The organism is Blautia sp. An249, from assembly GCF_002159835.1.
In the GTDB taxonomy this organism is placed as follows: Bacteria; Bacillota; Clostridia; order Lachnospirales; family Lachnospiraceae; genus Blautia_A; species Blautia_A avistercoris.
This window is the reverse complement of record NZ_NFJL01000006.1, coordinates 1-18,630: the sequence shown is the minus strand read 5'-3', so window position 1 is coordinate 18,630 and position 18,630 is coordinate 1. Positions and strand designations below refer to the sequence as shown.

Here is an 18,630-nt window from a genome sequence, read left to right as displayed (position 1 = left end):
AGCAAATCCACATTTACTGTCTATCTTGATCACGCTTCTCCTTTCATTTTTGAGGCCATAGCTGCCAGTAACGCCGTCATTTCCGGATCTGCCAGCACTTTTCCCAGCAGTTCCGGATCCACTCCCTCCGGCACCTGCATTGTATTCTCCGGCATCTTTTGGTGAATATCCGGTTCAAGCTCTTTCTTTTCATAAAATGCTTTTTCAAAGAGTTCCGCATTCTTTCTCCTGTCATCGTCCAGTATATGGGAATATACATTCAAGATCATATTGGCCTGGGAATGGCCGGAATCTCCCTGCGTAGCCTTAATGTCTCCGCCATTCAGTTTCAGCTTATAGGTAACGCTGGTATGCCGGAGACTATGCATAACTACAGGAGGCAGATTATTATCTGCGATAAGTTTTTTCAGTCCTCTCAGAATCACATCCTCCCCGACCGGAAGACCATAGGCCGTTGCCAGTACTAGATTGTAGTCCATATATTCTTCACCAAGGACTTCTTTTTCCTGGTCCTGTTTCTTTTTCCAATCTACGAGCATAAGAGCTACTGTCCGCGGAAGGAATATTTTTCTTTCGCTGTCTTCCGTCTTTGGCTTTTTCAGGATGCGGACTGTTTTATTGGATTTTCTGGTTCCCGGAAATACAAGGAGAACATCTTTTCCATCTAATGCCTGCAAAGCATCCTTCCGCACTCTCTGCAGTTCTTTATTGATGATGATATAAGCCCGGTCCTCTTCAATCGCTTTCTCAGAAATATCCATACTGTCCCAGGTAAGCCCCGTAGCTTCTCCGGGGCGGAGGGTACAGGCAAAAATAAGGTTACAGGCAAGGACAACTCTCTCATCAACGCACAGATTCATTGCATGCATCATAGTGTCCGCTTCCCATATCTCACGCTTTTTAGGCGTATGCTTGGGGACAGTTGCCCGCTGGCACGGATTTTTCTCCATCAGTTCCCATTTAATTGCCTGCTCAAAACAGCTGCGGAGCAGTTTGTGTATCTCCCGTATTGTGCCTGTTCCTACAAATTCATTTTTTGGCTTTTTTGTCATCGGATTGACAACCGCTGGTGTCTTTAGGAGCGTCTGATAGTATTTTTCCATAAAATGCGTATTTAAATCTGACAATTTTACATTGCCGATCATCGGCTTGATATAGTTATTGATCAGACCGATTTTTCCCTGATAGGTAGTCATTACCCATGCCTTTGTCCCATAAATAAAAACATATTCATCGAGAAGCTCAGACAGATAAGTACACTTAGGAGCCACAAATGTTCCCAGTTCCTGCTTATATTCAATTTCTTTCTTCCTTTTACGGGCTTCTGCTTTTGTATCATAGGTTTCCCATTTCTGTTTCCTCACACCCGCATCGTTCTTATAATAATAGACCACCTTATACTTGTGGTTTCGTTCCTGTATGGACGCCATTTTTCTTTCCCCTTTCTTTCAGCCATGATTCAAATTCTTTTCTGCTGATCCGTACACGGTTTCCAATATGTATGATCGGGAATTCTTCCCACTGATACCAGTTTACGATCGTGGATCGTGAAACCTTTGCCATCAGCGCCGCTTCTTCCGGGGTAAGATAATTAAGATTTCCGTTGCATCTTCGATCCCCGGTTTGTAAAAGTTTCTTTCTTCTGAAATTTGCCAGAGCAATATTCTCTTCCATAGCAAGTTCTTTATAATCATTAATGGGAGACAACTGATATTCTTCCTGCTCATCAAGAAATCTTTGAAAACTTTCTTTTGTAATCCGCTTCTGATCAGCAATAATAACGGTTGAAAAATATTTTCCATATCTTTTACTCTTCAGCAGCGCATAAACATCTTTTCTGCTAATCCCTAGCAGCCTTGCCATTTCTGGCATACTAATGGTCGCCTCATATAATTCTCGGTTCGCTTTGCGATCCTCAACCGTCTGATACTTCGACTGCCCATTGTACCAATTCCAAAATATATCTTTCGGGATCCGTTTCCAGTAGTCAATCGTAACTGTCTCAAGCTCTTCCCTTTTAACCAAGTCATAAGCAACGCTTTCTTCAATTTCCAACAGCTGCGCGATATCACGTACAGAAAAGGACCATTCCTTTAACTCCAGTCCCGGTTCTTCCCCGGTCACTTTCTGGTATTTCACCTGATTGGCATACCACTTTTCAAAACTGGCAATATTGATCCTCAGCTTGCCGGCGATCTCCCTGGACTCAAATACATTCTTATGAAGGAGCCAGTACCGATCCGTCTTCTTAAGTCCCAACAATTCTCCCATTTCCGTTACGCTCATCCATTTCTTTTGAGGAGATGGGTTTCTTTTATATGGACTATTGGATTCAATGTCCTTGATCAAATCCTGATATTCTTCTTTCATCCATTCTTCCTTTTTATCCATAGACAATTCTCCCTTCCTGCTGAAAGGATAACGGAAATATTAAAAATACGTTACTATGTCGATAAACTTTTTCATATGAAATTATTCTCCAGAAGGCTGCTTATCAAGCCAGTCATCAAAACTTTTTTTGGAGATCCGGTACTTCCCACCGTCCAACTGGATCCAGCGAAATTCATTCCTTTTCAAAAGGCTATAGACTGTTGGTCGGCTGACTCCAAGGATTTCCTGTAATTCTGCTACTGTATAACATCGTTTTTCTACCATCACGCATACCTCTTTCCATTCTTTAATACGAAGAGGCATGATATGAACCTCTTCATATATAGAAAGGAAATCAGGGGAATTTACAGTGTCTGAAATTAACTTTTTTTGATTATTTTTGACAGACCAAATGATAATAGAAAAAAGTTTTAGATTTTTTATAATTTGCACTGTAAAATTAAGCCTTTTCGTTTCTATTAGTGAGAGGGTATGAATTTTCAAAGAGCAAGATCCACCCCGTAATACAAAAGCAGATTTTCTGACTTTTGCATTCTCCGTGGTCGGGCTCTTGATGGGGATTCCGGTTCCCCATACCCTCAGTAATTTCCGTACATTTTATAATCCAGACACTGATCAAAAATGTATCGGAATTATATTGGCTTCCAACAGAATGTTGGGAGCAGCACTGAAATCTACCCGGAAGGGACAGCCGGTATTTCAGTGAATGGCGCCTCTGTTGGCGGCTCTATCTATCACGAAGTGGAAGGAGGAGTATGAAAACCGTAAGAAGAAACAAGGAAAACAAACGCACACACATCATATGCCTGAGACTGACGGATATTGAATTGTCCGTCTTAGAAGATCGGGCTGAAAAATGCAAAATGACAAGGTCTGACTTCATCCGAAATCTGATCTTAAACAGGAAACTGACTCCGAAATACCAGATTGTAATTGACGGCGAGGAAATTAAATCGCTGCTCGCACAATATGGAAAGATCGGATCCAACCTAAACCAAATTGCCCGGCATTTTAACAGTGGCGGAGAGCGCTCTCTTGCCATGCAGGAAGAGATACAACAAGCCATCGCGGAACTATATGCACTGCGGAAAGAAGTGCTTCGATTGGCAGGTGATTATACTGGCAGTCCTCAAACACATAAAAAGCCATAATGCCAATTATTCTGACACGATGGAGTACCTGCTGTTTCAGCATGATGAGAAGACCGGCGAAGTCCTGCGGAATGAACTGGGGCAGAAAATCCTGCGAGATGAATTCTATCAGGATGGGCTTAATTGCAATCCTGATACATTTGATATTGAATGCAGGATGACGAACGAAGCATTTAAGAAAAACCGCAGACGAAACGAATTGAAAAGTCACCATTACATCATCAGCTTTGACCCTGTAGATGTATCGGAGTGCGGACTTACCGGGAAAAGAGCCCAAGAGCTTTGCCTAGAATTTGCCAAAAAGAACTTTCCCGGCTATCAGACAGTAGTCGTTACTCACACAGATGGCAGCAATCACTCCGGCAACATCCATACACATATCGTGATCAACAGTGTCCGCAAATATGCTGTGGAACGCCAGAATTATATGGATAAGCCGAATGAAGAAAATGCCGGCTATAAACATCGCTCAACAAACCGATTTCTGGAACATTTGAAAAAAGAAGTCATGGCCATGTGTGAAAGGGAAGGTCTCCATCAGCTTGATCTGCTCACACCTGCCCCGGAAAAAATAACAGAAACAGAATTCCGAGCAAATGCCAGAGGCCAGAAAAAACTTGAACAGATCAATCGGGAAATTATACAGAAAGGGCTCAAGCCAGCTTCCACAACATTTCAGACTCAGAAAGATTTTCTCAGGAAAGCCATCGAAGAATGTTCCAAATCTGCCAGAAATTTTAAAGAGTTCCAATCTCTTCTTCTGGAGAATTACAACATATCCGTGCTTTCCCAACGGGGAAGATACCGCTATCTGCACCCGGACCGTGACCGAAGGATCACAGAAAAAGCTCTGGGAACAAACTACGGCAAGGAACATCTGGAAGAGCGGTTTCTCCAGAACAAAAAAAGAATCCGACCAGAGATCAGCGCGACCGCATCCAGCTATACAGAGGCAGATTACCACAAGGATCCTGTCGCTATCATTTATTACCAAACCCAGCTACGCCTGGTTGTCGATCTACAGACAAATGTGAAAGCAATGCAAAGCGATGCCTATGCCCGCAAGGTCAAGATCACCAATCTACAGCAGATGGCAAATACCCTGATCTACATTCAGGAACACGGATACGATACCAGAGAAGATCTGTCGGCAGTTACCTCTAAAGCGAAAGAGGATCTGAACGAGGCACGTAACACTCTAAATGAACTTACAGCAGAATTGAAGACTCTGAATGCACAGATCCATTACACCGGGCAGTACTTTTCATCAAAAAGTATCTATGCGGAGTTCATAAAATCCAAAAAGAAAAAGGTATTCCGCCGTGAACATGGTTCCGAACTGCAGGCATACGAACAGGCCAGAGACTGGCTTAAAAACTTCTATCCTGATGGGAAAATGCTTTCGATGAAAACATTAAAACCCCAGAAACAGGAACTACAGGATAAAATCATCTATCAGGAAAATAAACTGAAAGAGCTAAAAAAGCGCTGCACAGAACTGGAGACCGTTTCCTATAACGTAGATGCCATTCTTGACAGAAGAGCGATGGAGACAGAAAAAGCTCTCGTTCATTCAGCATCACATGATAAATCAACAAAAGAAAGGAAAGAGGAATCACTATGACACAATCAGAATTCAGACTGATCTTTGCAGATCAGGTAAATAAATGCGAAGAGACGTTACGCATGAAGAAAAAAGAATATACAGGCGACCATGAAGATAGGCTCAGTGCTTTTAAGATAGCCGCATCACTCCAGGACTGCACGCCCCAGAGGGCACTCGTTGGCATGATGGCAAAACATATCGTATCTTTATATGATATGTGTTATGCAAAAAATACTTCTTTTACAAAAGACTTATGGGATGAAAAGATCACCGACAGCCTGAACTATCTCTTTCTGTTGGCAGCGATCATCAAAGAGGAGGGCACATATGAACAGAATTGAAACGAAGATCCTGAATTGTTCTGCAGTCAGTGAAGCAGAAAAGACTATGGTATTTGCCGCCAGACTGACCCAGCGCGGACATCTCATTCACAACATGGAGGATCTGATCCGGCTGTATAACCATGCCTTTACAAATGACACTGTAAAAAATATGGGAAGTCTTCCACACCCTGCCATTCAGAAATTTGCCGTGATCACGGTAGCTGTAGTGGGTGCCAGCCGGAGATTTCTTTCCCAGATCACCCGGCACCAGAACGAGGTAAAGTTCATGAGCGCTTCTCTCCAGTACAGCAACTATTTCGGACAGGCGGATTTTGTAAAACCTTATGAGATCCTTGCAGCTCCGCCAGCAGTTCAGAAGTTATATGAAACAAGTTGTCTGTCCGATATAAATTATTATGGACAGCTCTGCAATACAGGTATCGGTCATGACTCGGCAGGATATCTGCTGCCCCAGGCACTTAGAAATGTATTGCTTATCAGTGCAACTCCCTATCAGTGGAAGCATATGATCGGGCAGCGTTCCTGCAGACGTAATACGGATGAAATGAGGATCGTGATCCTGAAAATCTGGAAAGCTCTGTATGATTTAAGTCCTGCGCTCTTTCTCCCGGAACTGACTGGCCCATTCTGTCAGCGTGGAAAATGCCTGGAAGGAAAAATGGGCTGCGGACATCCTATCGCCAAGGCGTTGAGACCAACTGATATCCTCTTACAGGACTATCCGCTTCTCATGGGAGGTGACAATTAATGAAAATAAGACTGATTGATTTTGGCGTCGCCAAAGAGCATTGTCCTTTCCGCCCTCATGAAAATGACGCTGGAGCGGATGTATATATTCCTTTTGACTGCACACTAAAACCCGGAGATATTATCAAAATCCCACTCGGCTTTGGACTGGAAATCCCTGATGGATACGCCGGATATGTCTTTCCAAGAAGCAGCATGGCAATCAAAGGACTAATCTGCGAACTGCCGCCTATTGACTCCGGCTATCGAGGTGAAATTCACGCTATCATCAGTAATGTTAGCAATCAGGAGCATATCTTAAAGAAAAACACTAGGATTGGACAGTTGGTTATTACTCCCGTGATTATTGCAGATTTTGTTTTTGAACATGGAAAACAGCGGGGGAAAAATTCTTTTGGAAGCACTGGAATATAAATTAAATAGTTTTACACTAAGAAATAGAGCAGCGTAAATTCGCTGCTCTATTGTTACTGTACCCTAATTTTCCATATGTTTTTTTCGTTTTTCATAAACAGCAATTCCAAGAATGCTCGCTGAAACAAACAGCATAACTATCCATAACATTATATTGGTATTGTCCCCAGTCTGTACAGACTCTGTAGCTTCTCCATTCGGATTTGCCGGATTACGATCATTAGCAGAAGCCGCTGCCTTGATGGTAAATTCTGTAGTAGCAGTACCGGTTTCAGAAACGATAGCCAGTGTGTGTTTGCCCACAGACAGAGTTTCCAGATAGGAAGTTTTCAAAGTGACAATGGTGCTGCCTTCCTTTACTGTGTAGTTGGAAGCATCCAGGTCTTTGCCGTCTACCTGTACCTTCTGGAAGTGTTTATAAGCTGCATTGGAAGTAAAGGTAAGACCGTCCTTTGTGCCTTTCTGCCAGCTACCGTTTGCCCCGGCTGTGATGATGACCTTGAAATCGGAAGCAATCGCACCGCAGACAGTACATTTGCCATTGTCATAGCTGTGACCGGTGGCCGGGATGTCTGCCACATCCTTCGTATCTGTGTAGGTCTGGCCGTTAAATTCAACGGTTGCTGTATAAGTGGTTACACCTGTTTCCGTGCAGGTAGCAGGGGTCTTTACTGCTGATGTTACATCTACCTTCGGGCTTTCCTTATGGGTTTCATCCTTTTCACAGGTAAACGTCACCGTGCAGGTTTTTCCATCCTCCGACCAGTTCCAAACAGGTTTGCCATAGCTGTGGCCGGTGGCCGGGATGTCTGCCACATCCTTCGTATCTGTGTAGGTCTGGCCGTTAAATTCAACGGTTGCTGTATAAGTGGTTACACCTGTTTCCGTGCAGGTAGCAGGGGTCTTTACTGCTGATGTTACATCTACCTTCGGGCTTTCCTTATGGGTTTCATCCTTTTCACAGGTAAATGTCACCTTGCAGGTTTTTCCATCCTCTGACCAGCTCCAGACCGGTTCACCATAGCTGTGACCGATGGCAGGAATGTCTGCAAGCACTTTTGTCTGTGTCATTGCCTAGCTCGCCTCAAAGGCAGCCGTATAGGTGGTTTCGCCCATCTGGGTGCAGGTCGGCGCTTTGGTCTGTGCGCCTGTTACCGTTGCCGTAGCTTTTTCCGTATGAGCGCTGTCGTTTTTGCAGGTACGGGTAGCAGTACAGGTGCTTCCGTCATCGTCCCATGTGTAAACCGCATCGTTCCAATCATGATTAATTGCGCTAATAATCCAGGAATCCTTTGCAATTTCGGTATCACCGTTGGCGTCGCTGAAGTATTTATCGCAGGTGTCGCAAGTCCAGTATTCTTCGTTTCCATTCACTGTGCAGGTTGGTGCTTTATATTCGATCTTTACCAAATTATGTTTTACCTTGAGGAGAGCAACGTCACTTGTTACTTCATCTATACTGTTTTTCACAACACAACGGTATTGAGTGCCGCTCATGTCCATTGTGGTAGTCGCAATGGTATAGGTGGCGTTGGTTTCGCCTGTAATATTCGTCCACTTACTTCCGTTATCGGTGCTTTGCTGCCACTGATAGGACAAATCGCTGCCGGTGGCTTCCACGGTAAAGGTAGCAGTTTCCTTTTCTTTTACTTCCACATTTTTCGGGTGGGTCGTGATGGTGGGCGCATACTTCACACTGTCGCCCAAACTATTTGCAAGGTTTTCGTCCAGCGTTCCGCCGTCCACGATCACATTATGATTTCCAGCGTCCAGGCTTGCACCGTCATCCAGCGTCAGGCTCTCGCCCTCGCCAATCTCCAAATCCTCCTGCAATTCCACATCGCCGTACACGGTGCCGCCCGTGCCGTTCCAGACGATGCCGCCGTTTTCTTTGTTGCCTGTTCCGTACTGAATCGAAGTAGAAGAAGTATTCGCAATCCCGCCGTTGGCCCGCACAATGGCATTGTTGCTGACGGTCACTGTGGGTGTGCCGGAGCCGGAAACACCGGAGCCAAACTGAAACCAGATATTAGCATTAACACTGGCGGTCAGACTGCCGCCGTTCACAGTCAGCGATACATCCGAGCCATCTTTGGCCTGCACTAAAACACCATTTTTGACAGCGCCATCAGGTGATGCAGTGACCTCGGCATTCTCGACACACAGGGCAGCATTGTTACCGTTGCTCTGAACCCAGATGCCGGTCTGACTGGCGCTGGCATTCAGACTGCCGTCGCCCTGGATGGTCAGGTTGGAGCTGCCGGTAGAAGCGGAGCTGGCCAATACAAAAATCCCTTTGCCGACGTTTGCGATTGTATTGGTGCCCACCAAGCTGATGGTCAATTCTGCATTGCCAGACTTATTGAACACGCCAATGGCCGAACCACTAATGAATGTGCCACCTTCAATACTCTCATTAAACTCCAATTCATTTTTAATGGTGGCGTTGTGCAGGGTCAGGACATTGTTCTCTGCGTCATAACTGATATAGTTGTCCGTCGGTGTTTCACCGGCTGTGGATGCGGTGACGTTTCCATCGCTGTCGGTCGTCCAGTAGCCGGTGGAAGATATTTGCACACCACCTACATAAAGCACCTGTCCGATCGGCGCAGCCGCCAGCGCCGTGACGGGCAGCATAGGAGCTACACCGACGCAAACCTTGTCCAGTTCAGCACCCTCCACAGAGCAGACCGGGCAATCCGCATTGATTTCTTCCTCGGTGCAGAGGGTTTCACAGGTACATTCTTCCGGCTGTGCGTCGGACGGAGTTGCCGGGTTTCCACTGTCCTGTGCGTCGCAGACTTCACAAACAAAGGTGCAGGGCGTTCCCTCTGTGGCGGGAACATAGCCGCAGGTTTCATCATGGCTGTGATTGCAGGCTTCCGGGTCGGTCAGCCCGCCGCAACTCTCGTTGTGTTCATGGGAACAGGGAATTTCCGCTGTCCCCTCGGTGTAGCCGCAGCTTTCGTCATGCTGGGTGTGGTGTTCACACAGCCCGCTTTCACTTGTGACAATACCGCTGTCCTGTACGCCTGCTTCGGCAAACGCCATTGTCGGCAGCAGAGACACGATCATGCACAGGCAGACAAACGCCGCAAATAATCGTTTTTTCATAATGTTTCCTCCTTGTTTGAACTTGTGTTCCTTTGCTTTGCCGAAACACAGCGCATTTTTTCATTGTGGCAGACACCCAGAATTGATTCGGCTGGCTGCCGGAAGTAGACGCAGGAACCGCAGTCAATACTTGCGGGATCATCATCTACCATGACGGCGTGAGGACAGGCGTCCTCAATGGTCAGAAGAAGGGGACGTCCCTCCGGAGTGTAGATCGGGGACTGTTCTATAAATAAACTGTAATCCTCGATTTCTTTCTTTGAGTGTTCATCCCATCGCAGGGGAATCTCTATTATCTTCCCCTCATATTCATAGCGATTGACTTTACTCATGGGTACCACCTGCTTTCCAATCTTCACTCCCGGTTTTTGTGGCAATAAATGCCCGCAGGGAAGTACGAATTGCATTTAACTGTAACTGTAAATAGTCCTCGTCCTCAAACAGAGCAAAATGAACACAGGCTCGGACAAACAGATAGGTCATGCCCTGGATAAAATCTGCGGGCATCCCCAATTTGCCGGAAAGCAGTTCGGCATAGTTGTGATACCTGATATTAACGCCTTTGAAAAATTCCTTGCCGCATTCCCGGTACTTTGGACTTGCATATACCTGATACATAAAGCGGTATTTTGCTCCGTGGAGCTTTGCGGTGAGATAAGGCATTTCCCGCAAGAAACGTTCGATGTCCGCAAAACTGGTTGGGGCCTGTGACATAAAGTCGTCCTCCACCTTTGCCATACAGTGGGCGGTGGCTTCGATGACAAGATTATCCTTGCTGCCAAAATAGTACAGCAGCGCCCCGTTGGTCACACCACAGGATTCCGCCAACTTTTGTAGGCTGGTATTTTCCAGTCCACTCTTGCAAAAGGTATCGAAACAGGTTTCCAAAAATTCTGTACGTCTTTCCGGGATACCTTTTTCTTGCAATATCATTCACCCCTCCCCCAAAATATTTTGATTGACTAAGTAGTAAATTCTGTGAGAAAAAATTTTTGCGTCACCGCTCAAGCAACACAAAAAGGGATGGTTACACTTTAATTATCCGCATTTTCTACTTAATTACTGTTATAGTCAAGATATCTTTATACTTAAAATTATACATTTATAATATATCATAAAAAAGGGATTCGTTCAAGATTGTCCATATTTCGTTAATCTAGTTATTCGATATTTTATTTCCACAATCTACAGATGCTGTCATACTCAATAACAAAAAATTGATGCGCACACTTTCTATCTCTTTCGTTTAAATACACTGTAATTTCAATTTTGTCCGGAGAACCCAGCAAGTCATACGAAAACTTCATTTCACGAAAATCATTATCCATGCAACGTTCTATCATTTCTTCTGCAAATTTATCTTTATCCAGAATAAAAAGCTTATTAGCAACAATCGTCAGTTTCTGTTCATAATACTGATCTGAACTCATAAGCATACTGGAAATGACCCTGACATCACGACCAAACTGCAAATATGCCAAGAGGAGTACAATACCGACAAGTATCACCCATGTCCAATTTCGTTTTTTCAAAAAACCCCTCTCCGAATAGTGTTCGTATACGAATACTATTATTGAACATATTTTACGATAATAATAGTTATATGGCAATAAAAAGATTAAGGAAAGTGAACCACTGGGATATGATAAAGTACGATAATTTGTGGGAGACCATGAAGTCTAAAGGGATCACCCAGTATGATCTATATACCAAGTATCATATGAACCGTTCCCAGTTAAACAGACTTCGGCATAATCAAAATGTAGAAGTAAATACGATAGATAAGCTTTGCAATATTCTTGAATGCAAAGTAGAAGATATTATGACACATTATCCAGATGATAACGTGTTTTAACCGAAAAAGAGGAGCCAATAATCCATTAAGGATATTGACTCCTCTAATATTATAGAACCGGTATGGTTTATTCGAGCCTGTGAAGAAAAGTCTGTAAATAGGATTCTTCTATGATAAGAACGGGTGAAAGGCTTGAAAAATAAGCTTTTCACCCTTGTTTTATATATACCATCCGTTTGATGGCATGTCAATAACAGGCGGCTTTTCCGCCTGTTTTAACCTGGATATGGATTTAATCTGGCAGCCGTCCTTCATACATAATACTCAACTCACCATAGACCTGGCCCCAGTTTCGGATGGTAGTTGTCCATTTTTTGGTGGCTTCAAAGGTGGCCAGATACAGGGCTTTCAACAGTGCTGTATCGCTCGGAAAAACGCTTCTCTGCTGGTTGAGTCTCCGATAGGTGGAATTTAATGATTCTATAGCATTGGTTGTATATATGACCTTCCGCACATCTGTTGAAAATTTGAAAATCGGAGAAATCGCATCCCAGTTATCTTTCCAGCGTTTCATGGAGTTCGGATATTTAGGTGTCCATTTCTCTGTTACCCGGTCAAGTGCGTCCAGAGCTTTCTTCTCATCGGATGCCTGATAGATTGTTTTTAAATCCGTTGCAAAGGCTTTCCTGTCTTTATCCGGAACATATTTCAGCGTATTCCGTACCTGATGTACGATACAGCGCTGATACTCTGTGTTTGGAAAGGCAGCGGCAATAGCTTCCTTGATTCCAGTCAGACCATCTGCACAAAGGATCAGGATGTCTTTTACACCGCGGTTTTTTAATTCATTCAGGACAGACAGCCAGTATTTGGAACTCTCATTATCACCAACCTGAATGGTGAGGACTTCTTTCTTGCCATCTGTATTGATACCCAAAATCACATATGCAGCCAGTTTTCGGATGATGCCGTTATCCCGCACAGAATAGTGGATTGCATCAATAAAAAGGATCGGATATATTTCATCCAAAGGCCGGTTTTGCCAATCCTCTATTTGCGGCAGGATCTTATCCGTCACATCTGAGATAAAACCTTCAGATGTTTCAAAACCGTAAATATCCTCTATGGTCTCTGAAATCTGCCGGGTTGTCATTCCCTTTGCATACATGGATATGATCTTCTGGTCAATATCCGAGATATCTTTCTGACGTTTTTTAACCACCTGCGGCTGGAAGGTTGATTTGCGGTCTTGCGGGACTTCGATTTCCATGGAGCCGTAACTGCTGTTTACCCGTTTGCGCTTATAGCCATTCCGGTAATCGTCATTGTCAGAGCGTTCGGACTTTTCATAGCCAAGATGATCATCCATTTCTGCTTCCATCATTTCTTTAATGGTCCCGCCAAGAAGATCTTTCAAGGCATCCTGGATATCTTCAGCGGTCTGAATGTCGTATTCTTCCAGGAGTTGATGGATAATGTTTCGTTTTCCTTCCGTCATTTGTACCCGATGAACAGGTTTCTTTTGTTTTGCCATAATAAAAGGCCCTCCTATGATTTAGATTTTATCATAGAAGAACCTCTTATATTTACGTATTTACAGAAAAACTTTCACACCGCCGTTTATTCAGCAGGATGCTCCATTCTTTTTAACAAATTCTGGGTTACAATTTCTATACGTTCTTCACTATAAGGCGACTGAAAATGGATAGATAGTCTGGATTTATCGATCAGATACTCCACACCACCATATTTATTTTTTTCTTTCAGATGACACAACTGTGGGTATTGCCTGCTGAACTTTTTCAAACGGTTTTTTAAACCGGTGTTATATGTGTAGATACTCGCCTCATCTTCGGACTCATTAAATAAGATTATCGTTTCTTTCTCAGATTTTGTCAGTCGCATTTTTACCTCCCTTCTTTATTTTGTAACAAAAGATGTCTTGGATAGGGAAACTATCATCCAGATAAATTTCCATACAAAAAAGCCCATCGCGATAGAGCATTTTTCTCATAAATTGTACCGAAACGATACAAAATCCGGATTCCATTCCTCATAAACTTTATACTTTTTCCCTCACCATTTGCTGTTCCAGATATCGTGGGATGGGCTTTCCGGATCTCTTTGCGATAGCGATCTGTTTCTGATGAAGTTTCCGGATCACAGAAGTTTTCTTTCGTGATCTGGCTGGCTGAACTTTTGGTTCTTTTAAAGCCTTTCCTGGATCATCTTTCTGATGATTCACACAACCGTCAATCGCATCATAATTGACCTCCATTCCGGATTCCCAGCTTCTTTCATAATGTCCGTTTTCAAAGAATTTCTGCCAGAACTCTAACCTCTGTTTCAGTTCTTTGTTCGGATACCGTTTCTTTTCCTGAGATTGGAGAAAAGCATAGATTTTATCTTTTACCTCCTGATTAAATCCTTCCTTACATTCCTCTACTACCTTTCTTCCGTAACTGTCTAATACGATCATGGCTGCCTGTCGATGAAATTCCTGATGTTCCATCAGAAAAAACTGTCTTCCGTCAATGATCATATCATCTGCAGCCATCCAGTTTCCTTCATACCCTTCGATCTTATAATCTCTGGTATCCAGTGTAACCAGTGTTCCTGACGGATTAAGCCGGATAAATCCGGTGATCCTCCGGGGAGCATCTTCATTCACATAGTAACAGGAGATTTCTCCGGAACGGTTCAGCACAAGCACATCACTGACTTCGGTAATATCTCTGGTTTTCTTCCAGATTTCCATCACAGACTCGTCTTTTTCAGAAAAACTGATATGTATCTGCCTGTAAAGATCAATTCTTACCGGAAGATGTTCCTTTCGTACCTGTTCAAAACTTTTCTGCCACAGGTTCTTTCCTTCTGTCAGCAGATTCGCACGATAGATTGCATACTGGTCAGTCATTTTTCTGATCCTCCTGCAGATCATTGAGATATTTCTGCAGATCAAGAGAAGCAAATGTTGCTTCATCCATCTTCTTCAATTTCTCGATAGCTGTTTCAAGCATCTGTATCATTTCATCATCAGATTCATCCATCCGAACCTCTTTTAATACATTCATGGTATCTTCTAACAGCAGAATGGTTTCCTCTTTGCTTCCTTCATAAAAACACCCTATAATCATCAGCTCATCATGATTCAACGATATACATCTCATAAACACATATCCTCCTTTTTCGCTTGCTTTTTTTCTTCTTTCTTCATATCTGTTTTTGAAGCATCAGAACGTGTCTTTTCTTGATGTCTTCTCTCTAAAATCTTCTCTGCTCTGGACACCGCTTCCTGGACAAGCTTATTTTCACGGAATCCAGGAATAGAATTGATCAGTTCCTTATCGATCTTTTCACCTGTAACAAGCGGGAATAAACCTTCCCAGTCGCTTCCATCCTTCAGATTGAACCCGATTTCCTTTATCCCATTCATGCGGTTATCCGGAATTCTGTCATATGCCTCAAAAGCTTCTGTTAATGTCAGATCGTAATGTACCTCTCCTAAAACTGGAAATTCTGAACATTCTGCTGCATAAAAACTGATACAGCTGCTGTCATCCAGAATATCAAACGGCTTTGGATTCCAGTTATCTAAAAGCTCCATCTGTTTTTCCGATACAAATGACGGAAGTTCGGTAAAACCAAACCGATCCACATAGTACGCATGCAATTCATGATTACGGTTCATGACCACTACATCACTGACAGACATAGAATGAGCTTTAAAATCTGCCGGTGGATCATCATTAAACATACTGTAAAGTGTATTCAGATCATCGGAATGTAAAAGTAGTCCTGAGTAGACACACTCATAGTCCGAGGAAATAACAGAAATCCCTTTCTTTTTGAGATCCTCCATTCCAAGGAATCGATATGATTCAGATTGCGTATGTTCTTTGATCTGATAAATGGCAAACCGGTCACCTTCGTTGTCATACATCATCTCTTCAGAAGTTTTCTTATACTGTTCCGGATACAAAATTCTTTCTATCCGTTCCGCATCAAATGAATCTTTATCGATAACTTGATCCAGCCATTCCTGCACTTCGCCCCAGGACCCAGCAAGCATGACACCGGATATCTGATGGACTCCATCTGGTATAAAACGGAGCTGTTCCTTGGTACTTTCCAGTTCATCAAAGCGATATCCAGCTGCTTCCATTGCCGGAATAAGCTTTTCTTTCTGTTTTTCTTCCACAAGTTCAGATATCTTATCATTCAGCTCATCGATCATCTCACCTGCTGTCTGCCGGATGACATCCATAGACGCTTTTAGCTCTTTCATATTCTTTCCGGAGCTCCAGCCGGCAATATATGGAAAACTGTACTCGGATGTATCCAGACCTAATGCACTGCAGACACAATAAGCAACAGATTCTGCCTCTACTTCTTTTGTCAGGCGGTCTTTTTCCTCTCCACGGCTTTCCATAAGATCCTTATCATGCAGCCTCGCATGACTGGATTCATGAATTGCCGTTTTGATCGTCTGGCTTTCACTCATTCCCTGCTGGATCACGATTTCCTTATCTACGTTATGATAATATCCCTTTGCTCCGCTAGAAATCTCATCGAATCGGATCGGGACTGTGGCGATTTCAGTAATTGCTCTCATAAAAAGATCATAGTCGTTAACTGCTTCCTGTAATTCTTTGGGAGCCAGAAGCTCAATCGGTTCACCCGTCGTCTGTGCAATATCAAACACCGTGATTGCTTTAAATCTGGGAATCTTTACCTCAACCTCCTCCAGTACAGGATTTCCCTGTTCATCAAATACAGGTCGATGTTCCTGATCCAATACCTTTCTTTGTTTTTTACTCTTTACTGGGGCAGGTGCAATGATCGTGATCCCTTTTTCGCCCTTCTTCACCTGACGTCCCATAGACTGCCAGTTTTTATATCCTGTCACTAAAGTTGCATCCGGACGCTGCATGGCGATCAGAAGGGTATTATTAAAAGAGTAATTATGAAACTTTGCCATTGTCTTCAGATAATCCGCATATCTTTCACTGGTAAAAAGTTCTTCCACACCAGCTTTTAATGATTCCAGAATACTGTCCATATCTTTTCCAGGCATTGGAAGTGTACGGGTAGAAGAGGAAACCGGATCAGAGGCATATCCTGATATCTGCTCCCTGACGCGATCTGTTTCTGCCACCATACGGGGTATCCGCAATTCCTCCAAATCAGACACAAAATGGGGAGAATTTCCGGATAAGGTACGGCGTTCCTGGAAAGAAAAATACTCCTTTTCCCGTCCTGTAATGATATGATCAAAAAGTGGGATTCCTAAGGGTTCTCCTGCCTGCCGCAGTCGATCCGTAATGTAAATATCCTCTTTGGAAGGAGCCAGATTCCCGGACGGATGATTGTGGATCATCAGTATCCCTGCCGCATTGGATAAGATTGCGCTTTTATACACTTCTCTGGGGTGTGTGAGGGATTGATTCAACGCCCCCACAGAAACGATATTCATGTTGATGGGCTTTAAATCCGACTGCAGATTTACGATACAGAAAAGTTCCCGGTCCATTTCGCTTAGAAATTCCTGCATAACACGAATCGCTGCTTCCGGACTATCCATAGGTTCTTTACTTAATAAGGGCGGCTGTTCGATCATGCGGATCGCAACCTGATTCAGTTTATCTGCCATAAGCTTCACCTCCCAATGGTATAAACATCACAAATTCTATTCCTTCCATTTTTCCTAGTTCCTCTTTCAGACACGATAATGTAAATGCTCCTGCTCCCTGTATATCCATGGAATCTTCCTGATTCAGCTGAATTGCAGGATCTTTTTTCTGTTCTGTATTCATTCCTATCCTCCTTAAAAAAGTGTCTTCGACACTTCAACTCCCCTACCCCTCAATCTTGAGGGGATTAGGGGTTACTTTTTGCGTCTTTTTCCCTCATAATAGTCTTATGAATATCCTACAAAAAATTTTTACAGACCATTTTGAAGAAATGCTCTATATCCAACATCCCCGTGACTCTGTCATTGAAAATGTAGAAAAAATGATCCATTGCGGCGACCCCTCTTTTGGCGGCGCCATGTATGCCTGCCCTTCCTGCCGAAATTTCAAATTTGTCCCCTTCCGCTGTCATTCCCGCTTCTGTCCTTCCTGCGGCAACATGTATGCCATTGACAGGACTACCTCTATGTCTTTTAAGATCATCAATGTCCAGCATCGCCATTGCGTTTTCACTATCGCCAGGGAACTCCGTCCTTTGTTCTTATCTGACCGTTCTCTTTTAAACTGCCTTTTCTCTTCCGTTAACAGTGTTGTCTCTCGTATGTTCCATAAAGATAACAAATCCGAACTCTTTACTCCTGGGTTTATCTGTGTCCTTCATACCTTTGGCAGGGACCTGAAATGGAATCCCCATATCCATTGTCTCGTTTCTGAAGGCGGGGTTGGGAATTCTCTTCGCTGGCGTCATAAAAAACACTTCAACTACAAACTCTTGCGTGACTCCTTTCAGACCGCCCTTTTGAACGAATTGCATTCCAAAATCGGCGATTCCTTTAAAAAGCTTAAGGCTTCTGTCTATGCCGACCACAAAAATGGGTTTTATGTCCGAGCCATGCCCAATAAATGTAATCCTTCCCAAGTGATCAAATACATTGGCCGTTACCTTGGCAGACCAGTTATCGCTACTTCACGTATTGACTCCTATGACGGCGAATTTGTTACGTTTCATTACAACCGCCATGAAGACGGGAAGCTGGTCACGGAAACCATCCCCGTTCTTGATTTCATGGCACGCCTCACCCAGCATATCCCGGAAAAACATTTCAAAATGATCCGTTATTATGGGATTTATGCCAGACATCGTAAATCTGACAGATATCTTCACAGGGCTATCTCAAGGGACAAGCATAAAATATTTCTTTCTTTTAACCGTTGGCGGGATTCCATCCTGCTTTCCTTCGGATATGACCCTTTAAAATGTCCTTCCTGCGGTACGCCCATGCTGTTTCTTGAATTATATTTCAACCACAAACCCGTTCCTTTGCATGAATTATATGAAAGGACCATGCGAAAGCACCGGTGCCGGTCCCCTGCC

General features: G+C 43.6%; 21 protein-coding genes. 7 read left to right on the top strand and 14 right to left on the bottom strand.

The annotated features are described in order from the left end of the window. Positions 1-29: 29 nt before the first annotated feature. The 3 genes from B5F53_RS07245 to B5F53_RS07235 form a co-directional block, all read right to left on the bottom strand. The gene (locus B5F53_RS07245) at positions 30-1,430 is read right to left on the bottom strand and encodes a site-specific integrase (protein ID WP_087221869.1); all 1,401 of its coding nucleotides are present in this window, start codon (positions 1,428-1,430) and stop codon (positions 30-32) included. After that, a complete protein-coding gene (locus tag B5F53_RS07240) occupies positions 1,396-2,391 on the bottom strand; it encodes a helix-turn-helix domain-containing protein (protein ID WP_087221867.1) in 996 nt (331 codons plus the stop codon). The genes B5F53_RS07245 and B5F53_RS07240 overlap by 35 nt, the downstream gene beginning before the upstream one ends. Before the next feature lie 81 nt (positions 2,392-2,472). Next, positions 2,473-2,655: a helix-turn-helix domain-containing protein gene (locus B5F53_RS07235; RefSeq protein ID WP_087222136.1), complete on the bottom strand. Its 183-nt coding sequence runs from the start codon at positions 2,653-2,655 to the stop codon at positions 2,473-2,475. Between the two features lie 491 nt (positions 2,656-3,146). On the opposite strand from B5F53_RS07235, the gene B5F53_RS07230 reads away from it, so the two are divergent. From B5F53_RS07230 to B5F53_RS07210, 5 genes are read left to right on the top strand one after another with little or no spacing between them, the layout of a single operon-like run. Then, complete coding sequence (locus B5F53_RS07230; RefSeq protein ID WP_087221865.1) at positions 3,147-3,542, top strand: plasmid mobilization protein; 396 nt, start codon at positions 3,147-3,149, stop codon at positions 3,540-3,542. Further along, complete coding sequence (locus B5F53_RS07225; protein ID WP_242970261.1) at positions 3,502-5,166, top strand: relaxase/mobilization nuclease domain-containing protein; 1,665 nt, start codon at positions 3,502-3,504, stop codon at positions 5,164-5,166. The genes B5F53_RS07230 and B5F53_RS07225 overlap by 41 nt, the downstream gene beginning before the upstream one ends. Continuing rightward, positions 5,163-5,489 (top strand): hypothetical protein, encoded by a 327-nt coding sequence (locus B5F53_RS07220; RefSeq protein WP_087221863.1) that lies wholly within the window; start codon positions 5,163-5,165, stop codon positions 5,487-5,489. The genes B5F53_RS07225 and B5F53_RS07220 overlap by 4 nt, the downstream gene beginning before the upstream one ends. Beyond that, positions 5,476-6,240 (top strand): FAD-dependent thymidylate synthase, encoded by a 765-nt coding sequence (locus B5F53_RS07215; protein ID WP_087221860.1) that lies wholly within the window; start codon positions 5,476-5,478, stop codon positions 6,238-6,240. The genes B5F53_RS07220 and B5F53_RS07215 overlap by 14 nt, the downstream gene beginning before the upstream one ends. Continuing rightward, complete coding sequence (locus B5F53_RS07210) at positions 6,240-6,653, top strand: dUTP diphosphatase (protein ID WP_087221858.1); 414 nt, start codon at positions 6,240-6,242, stop codon at positions 6,651-6,653. The genes B5F53_RS07215 and B5F53_RS07210 overlap by 1 nt, the downstream gene beginning before the upstream one ends. A 63-nt stretch (positions 6,654-6,716) precedes the next feature. Here B5F53_RS07210 and B5F53_RS07205 read toward each other — a convergent pair whose 3' ends face one another. The 5 genes from B5F53_RS07205 to B5F53_RS07185 form a co-directional block, all read right to left on the bottom strand. Beyond that, complete coding sequence (locus tag B5F53_RS07205; protein WP_087221856.1) at positions 6,717-7,724, bottom strand: hypothetical protein; 1,008 nt, start codon at positions 7,722-7,724, stop codon at positions 6,717-6,719. 3 nt (positions 7,725-7,727) lie between these two features. Beyond that, positions 7,728-9,767 carry an immunoglobulin domain-containing protein gene (locus B5F53_RS07200; RefSeq protein WP_087221854.1) on the bottom strand — a complete coding sequence of 680 codons (2,040 nt, stop codon included), beginning with the start codon at positions 9,765-9,767 and terminating at the stop codon, positions 7,728-7,730. Continuing rightward, complete coding sequence (locus tag B5F53_RS07195; protein ID WP_087221852.1) at positions 9,764-10,099, bottom strand: hypothetical protein; 336 nt, start codon at positions 10,097-10,099, stop codon at positions 9,764-9,766. Before B5F53_RS07195 ends, B5F53_RS07200 begins: the two co-directional genes overlap by 4 nt. Then, on the bottom strand, positions 10,092-10,700 hold the full coding sequence (locus B5F53_RS07190) for a TetR/AcrR family transcriptional regulator (protein WP_087221850.1): 609 nt from the start codon (positions 10,698-10,700) through the stop codon (positions 10,092-10,094). Before B5F53_RS07190 ends, B5F53_RS07195 begins: the two co-directional genes overlap by 8 nt. Positions 10,701-10,939: 239 nt before the next feature. Then, entirely contained in the window at positions 10,940-11,299 is a 360-nt protein-coding gene (locus B5F53_RS07185; RefSeq protein ID WP_087221848.1) for a hypothetical protein, read from the bottom strand. 71 nt (positions 11,300-11,370) lie between these two features. On the opposite strand from B5F53_RS07185, the gene B5F53_RS07180 reads away from it, so the two are divergent. Next, on the top strand, positions 11,371-11,622 hold the full coding sequence (locus tag B5F53_RS07180; protein ID WP_330396172.1) for a helix-turn-helix transcriptional regulator: 252 nt from the start codon (positions 11,371-11,373) through the stop codon (positions 11,620-11,622). A 232-nt stretch (positions 11,623-11,854) separates the two neighbouring features. Here the strand turns inward: B5F53_RS07180 and B5F53_RS07175 are convergent, their stop codons facing one another. The 6 genes from B5F53_RS07175 to B5F53_RS19830 form a co-directional block, all read right to left on the bottom strand. Continuing rightward, complete coding sequence (locus B5F53_RS07175) at positions 11,855-13,096, bottom strand: IS256 family transposase (RefSeq protein WP_087221844.1); 1,242 nt, start codon at positions 13,094-13,096, stop codon at positions 11,855-11,857. An 86-nt stretch (positions 13,097-13,182) separates the two neighbouring features. Continuing rightward, positions 13,183-13,467, bottom strand: coding sequence for a molecular chaperone (locus B5F53_RS07170; protein ID WP_087221842.1), 285 nt, complete (start codon positions 13,465-13,467; stop codon positions 13,183-13,185). Between the two features lie 157 nt (positions 13,468-13,624). Continuing rightward, the gene (locus B5F53_RS07165) at positions 13,625-14,479 is read right to left on the bottom strand and encodes a hypothetical protein (protein WP_087221839.1); all 855 of its coding nucleotides are present in this window, start codon (positions 14,477-14,479) and stop codon (positions 13,625-13,627) included. After that, positions 14,472-14,732, bottom strand: a complete 261-nt coding sequence (locus B5F53_RS07160) for a transposon-transfer assisting family protein (protein WP_087221837.1) — start codon at positions 14,730-14,732, stop codon at positions 14,472-14,474. The genes B5F53_RS07165 and B5F53_RS07160 overlap by 8 nt, the downstream gene beginning before the upstream one ends. Next, a complete protein-coding gene (locus B5F53_RS07155) occupies positions 14,729-17,215 on the bottom strand; it encodes a JAB domain-containing protein (RefSeq protein ID WP_087221835.1) in 2,487 nt (828 codons plus the stop codon). The genes B5F53_RS07160 and B5F53_RS07155 overlap by 4 nt, the downstream gene beginning before the upstream one ends. Beyond that, positions 17,205-17,378 carry a hypothetical protein gene (locus B5F53_RS19830; RefSeq protein ID WP_162610550.1) on the bottom strand — a complete coding sequence of 58 codons (174 nt, stop codon included), beginning with the start codon at positions 17,376-17,378 and terminating at the stop codon, positions 17,205-17,207. Before B5F53_RS19830 ends, B5F53_RS07155 begins: the two co-directional genes overlap by 11 nt. A gap of 106 nt (positions 17,379-17,484) precedes the next feature. Here B5F53_RS19830 and B5F53_RS07150 point away from each other — a divergent pair. Beyond that, on the top strand, positions 17,485-18,630 hold a 1,146-nt coding region (locus tag B5F53_RS07150; RefSeq protein WP_140398222.1), incomplete at its 3' end, for an IS91 family transposase.

Coding starts and splice junctions, on each gene's coding strand:
- B5F53_RS07245 (WP_087221869.1), bottom strand. CDS start 1,430: ATGGCGTCCATACAGGAACGAAACCACAAGTATAAGGTGGTCTATTAT.
- B5F53_RS07240 (WP_087221867.1), bottom strand. CDS start 2,391: ATGGATAAAAAGGAAGAATGGATGAAAGAAGAATATCAGGATTTGATC.
- B5F53_RS07235 (WP_087222136.1), bottom strand. CDS start 2,655: ATGGTAGAAAAACGATGTTATACAGTAGCAGAATTACAGGAAATCCTT.
- B5F53_RS07230 (WP_087221865.1), top strand. CDS start 3,147: ATGAAAACCGTAAGAAGAAACAAGGAAAACAAACGCACACACATCATA.
- B5F53_RS07220 (WP_087221863.1), top strand. CDS start 5,163: ATGACACAATCAGAATTCAGACTGATCTTTGCAGATCAGGTAAATAAA.
- B5F53_RS07215 (WP_087221860.1), top strand. CDS start 5,476: ATGAACAGAATTGAAACGAAGATCCTGAATTGTTCTGCAGTCAGTGAA.
- B5F53_RS07210 (WP_087221858.1), top strand. CDS start 6,240: ATGAAAATAAGACTGATTGATTTTGGCGTCGCCAAAGAGCATTGTCCT.
- B5F53_RS07205 (WP_087221856.1), bottom strand. CDS start 7,724: ATGACACAGACAAAAGTGCTTGCAGACATTCCTGCCATCGGTCACAGC.
- B5F53_RS07200 (WP_087221854.1), bottom strand. CDS start 9,767: ATGAAAAAACGATTATTTGCGGCGTTTGTCTGCCTGTGCATGATCGTG.
- B5F53_RS07195 (WP_087221852.1), bottom strand. CDS start 10,099: ATGAGTAAAGTCAATCGCTATGAATATGAGGGGAAGATAATAGAGATT.
- B5F53_RS07190 (WP_087221850.1), bottom strand. CDS start 10,700: ATGATATTGCAAGAAAAAGGTATCCCGGAAAGACGTACAGAATTTTTG.
- B5F53_RS07180 (WP_330396172.1), top strand. CDS start 11,371: ATGGCAATAAAAAGATTAAGGAAAGTGAACCACTGGGATATGATAAAG.
- B5F53_RS07175 (WP_087221844.1), bottom strand. CDS start 13,096: ATGGCAAAACAAAAGAAACCTGTTCATCGGGTACAAATGACGGAAGGA.
- B5F53_RS07170 (WP_087221842.1), bottom strand. CDS start 13,467: ATGCGACTGACAAAATCTGAGAAAGAAACGATAATCTTATTTAATGAG.
- B5F53_RS07165 (WP_087221839.1), bottom strand. CDS start 14,479: ATGACTGACCAGTATGCAATCTATCGTGCGAATCTGCTGACAGAAGGA.
- B5F53_RS07160 (WP_087221837.1), bottom strand. CDS start 14,732: ATGAGATGTATATCGTTGAATCATGATGAGCTGATGATTATAGGGTGT.
- B5F53_RS07155 (WP_087221835.1), bottom strand. CDS start 17,215: ATGGCAGATAAACTGAATCAGGTTGCGATCCGCATGATCGAACAGCCG.
- B5F53_RS19830 (WP_162610550.1), bottom strand. CDS start 17,378: ATGAATACAGAACAGAAAAAAGATCCTGCAATTCAGCTGAATCAGGAA.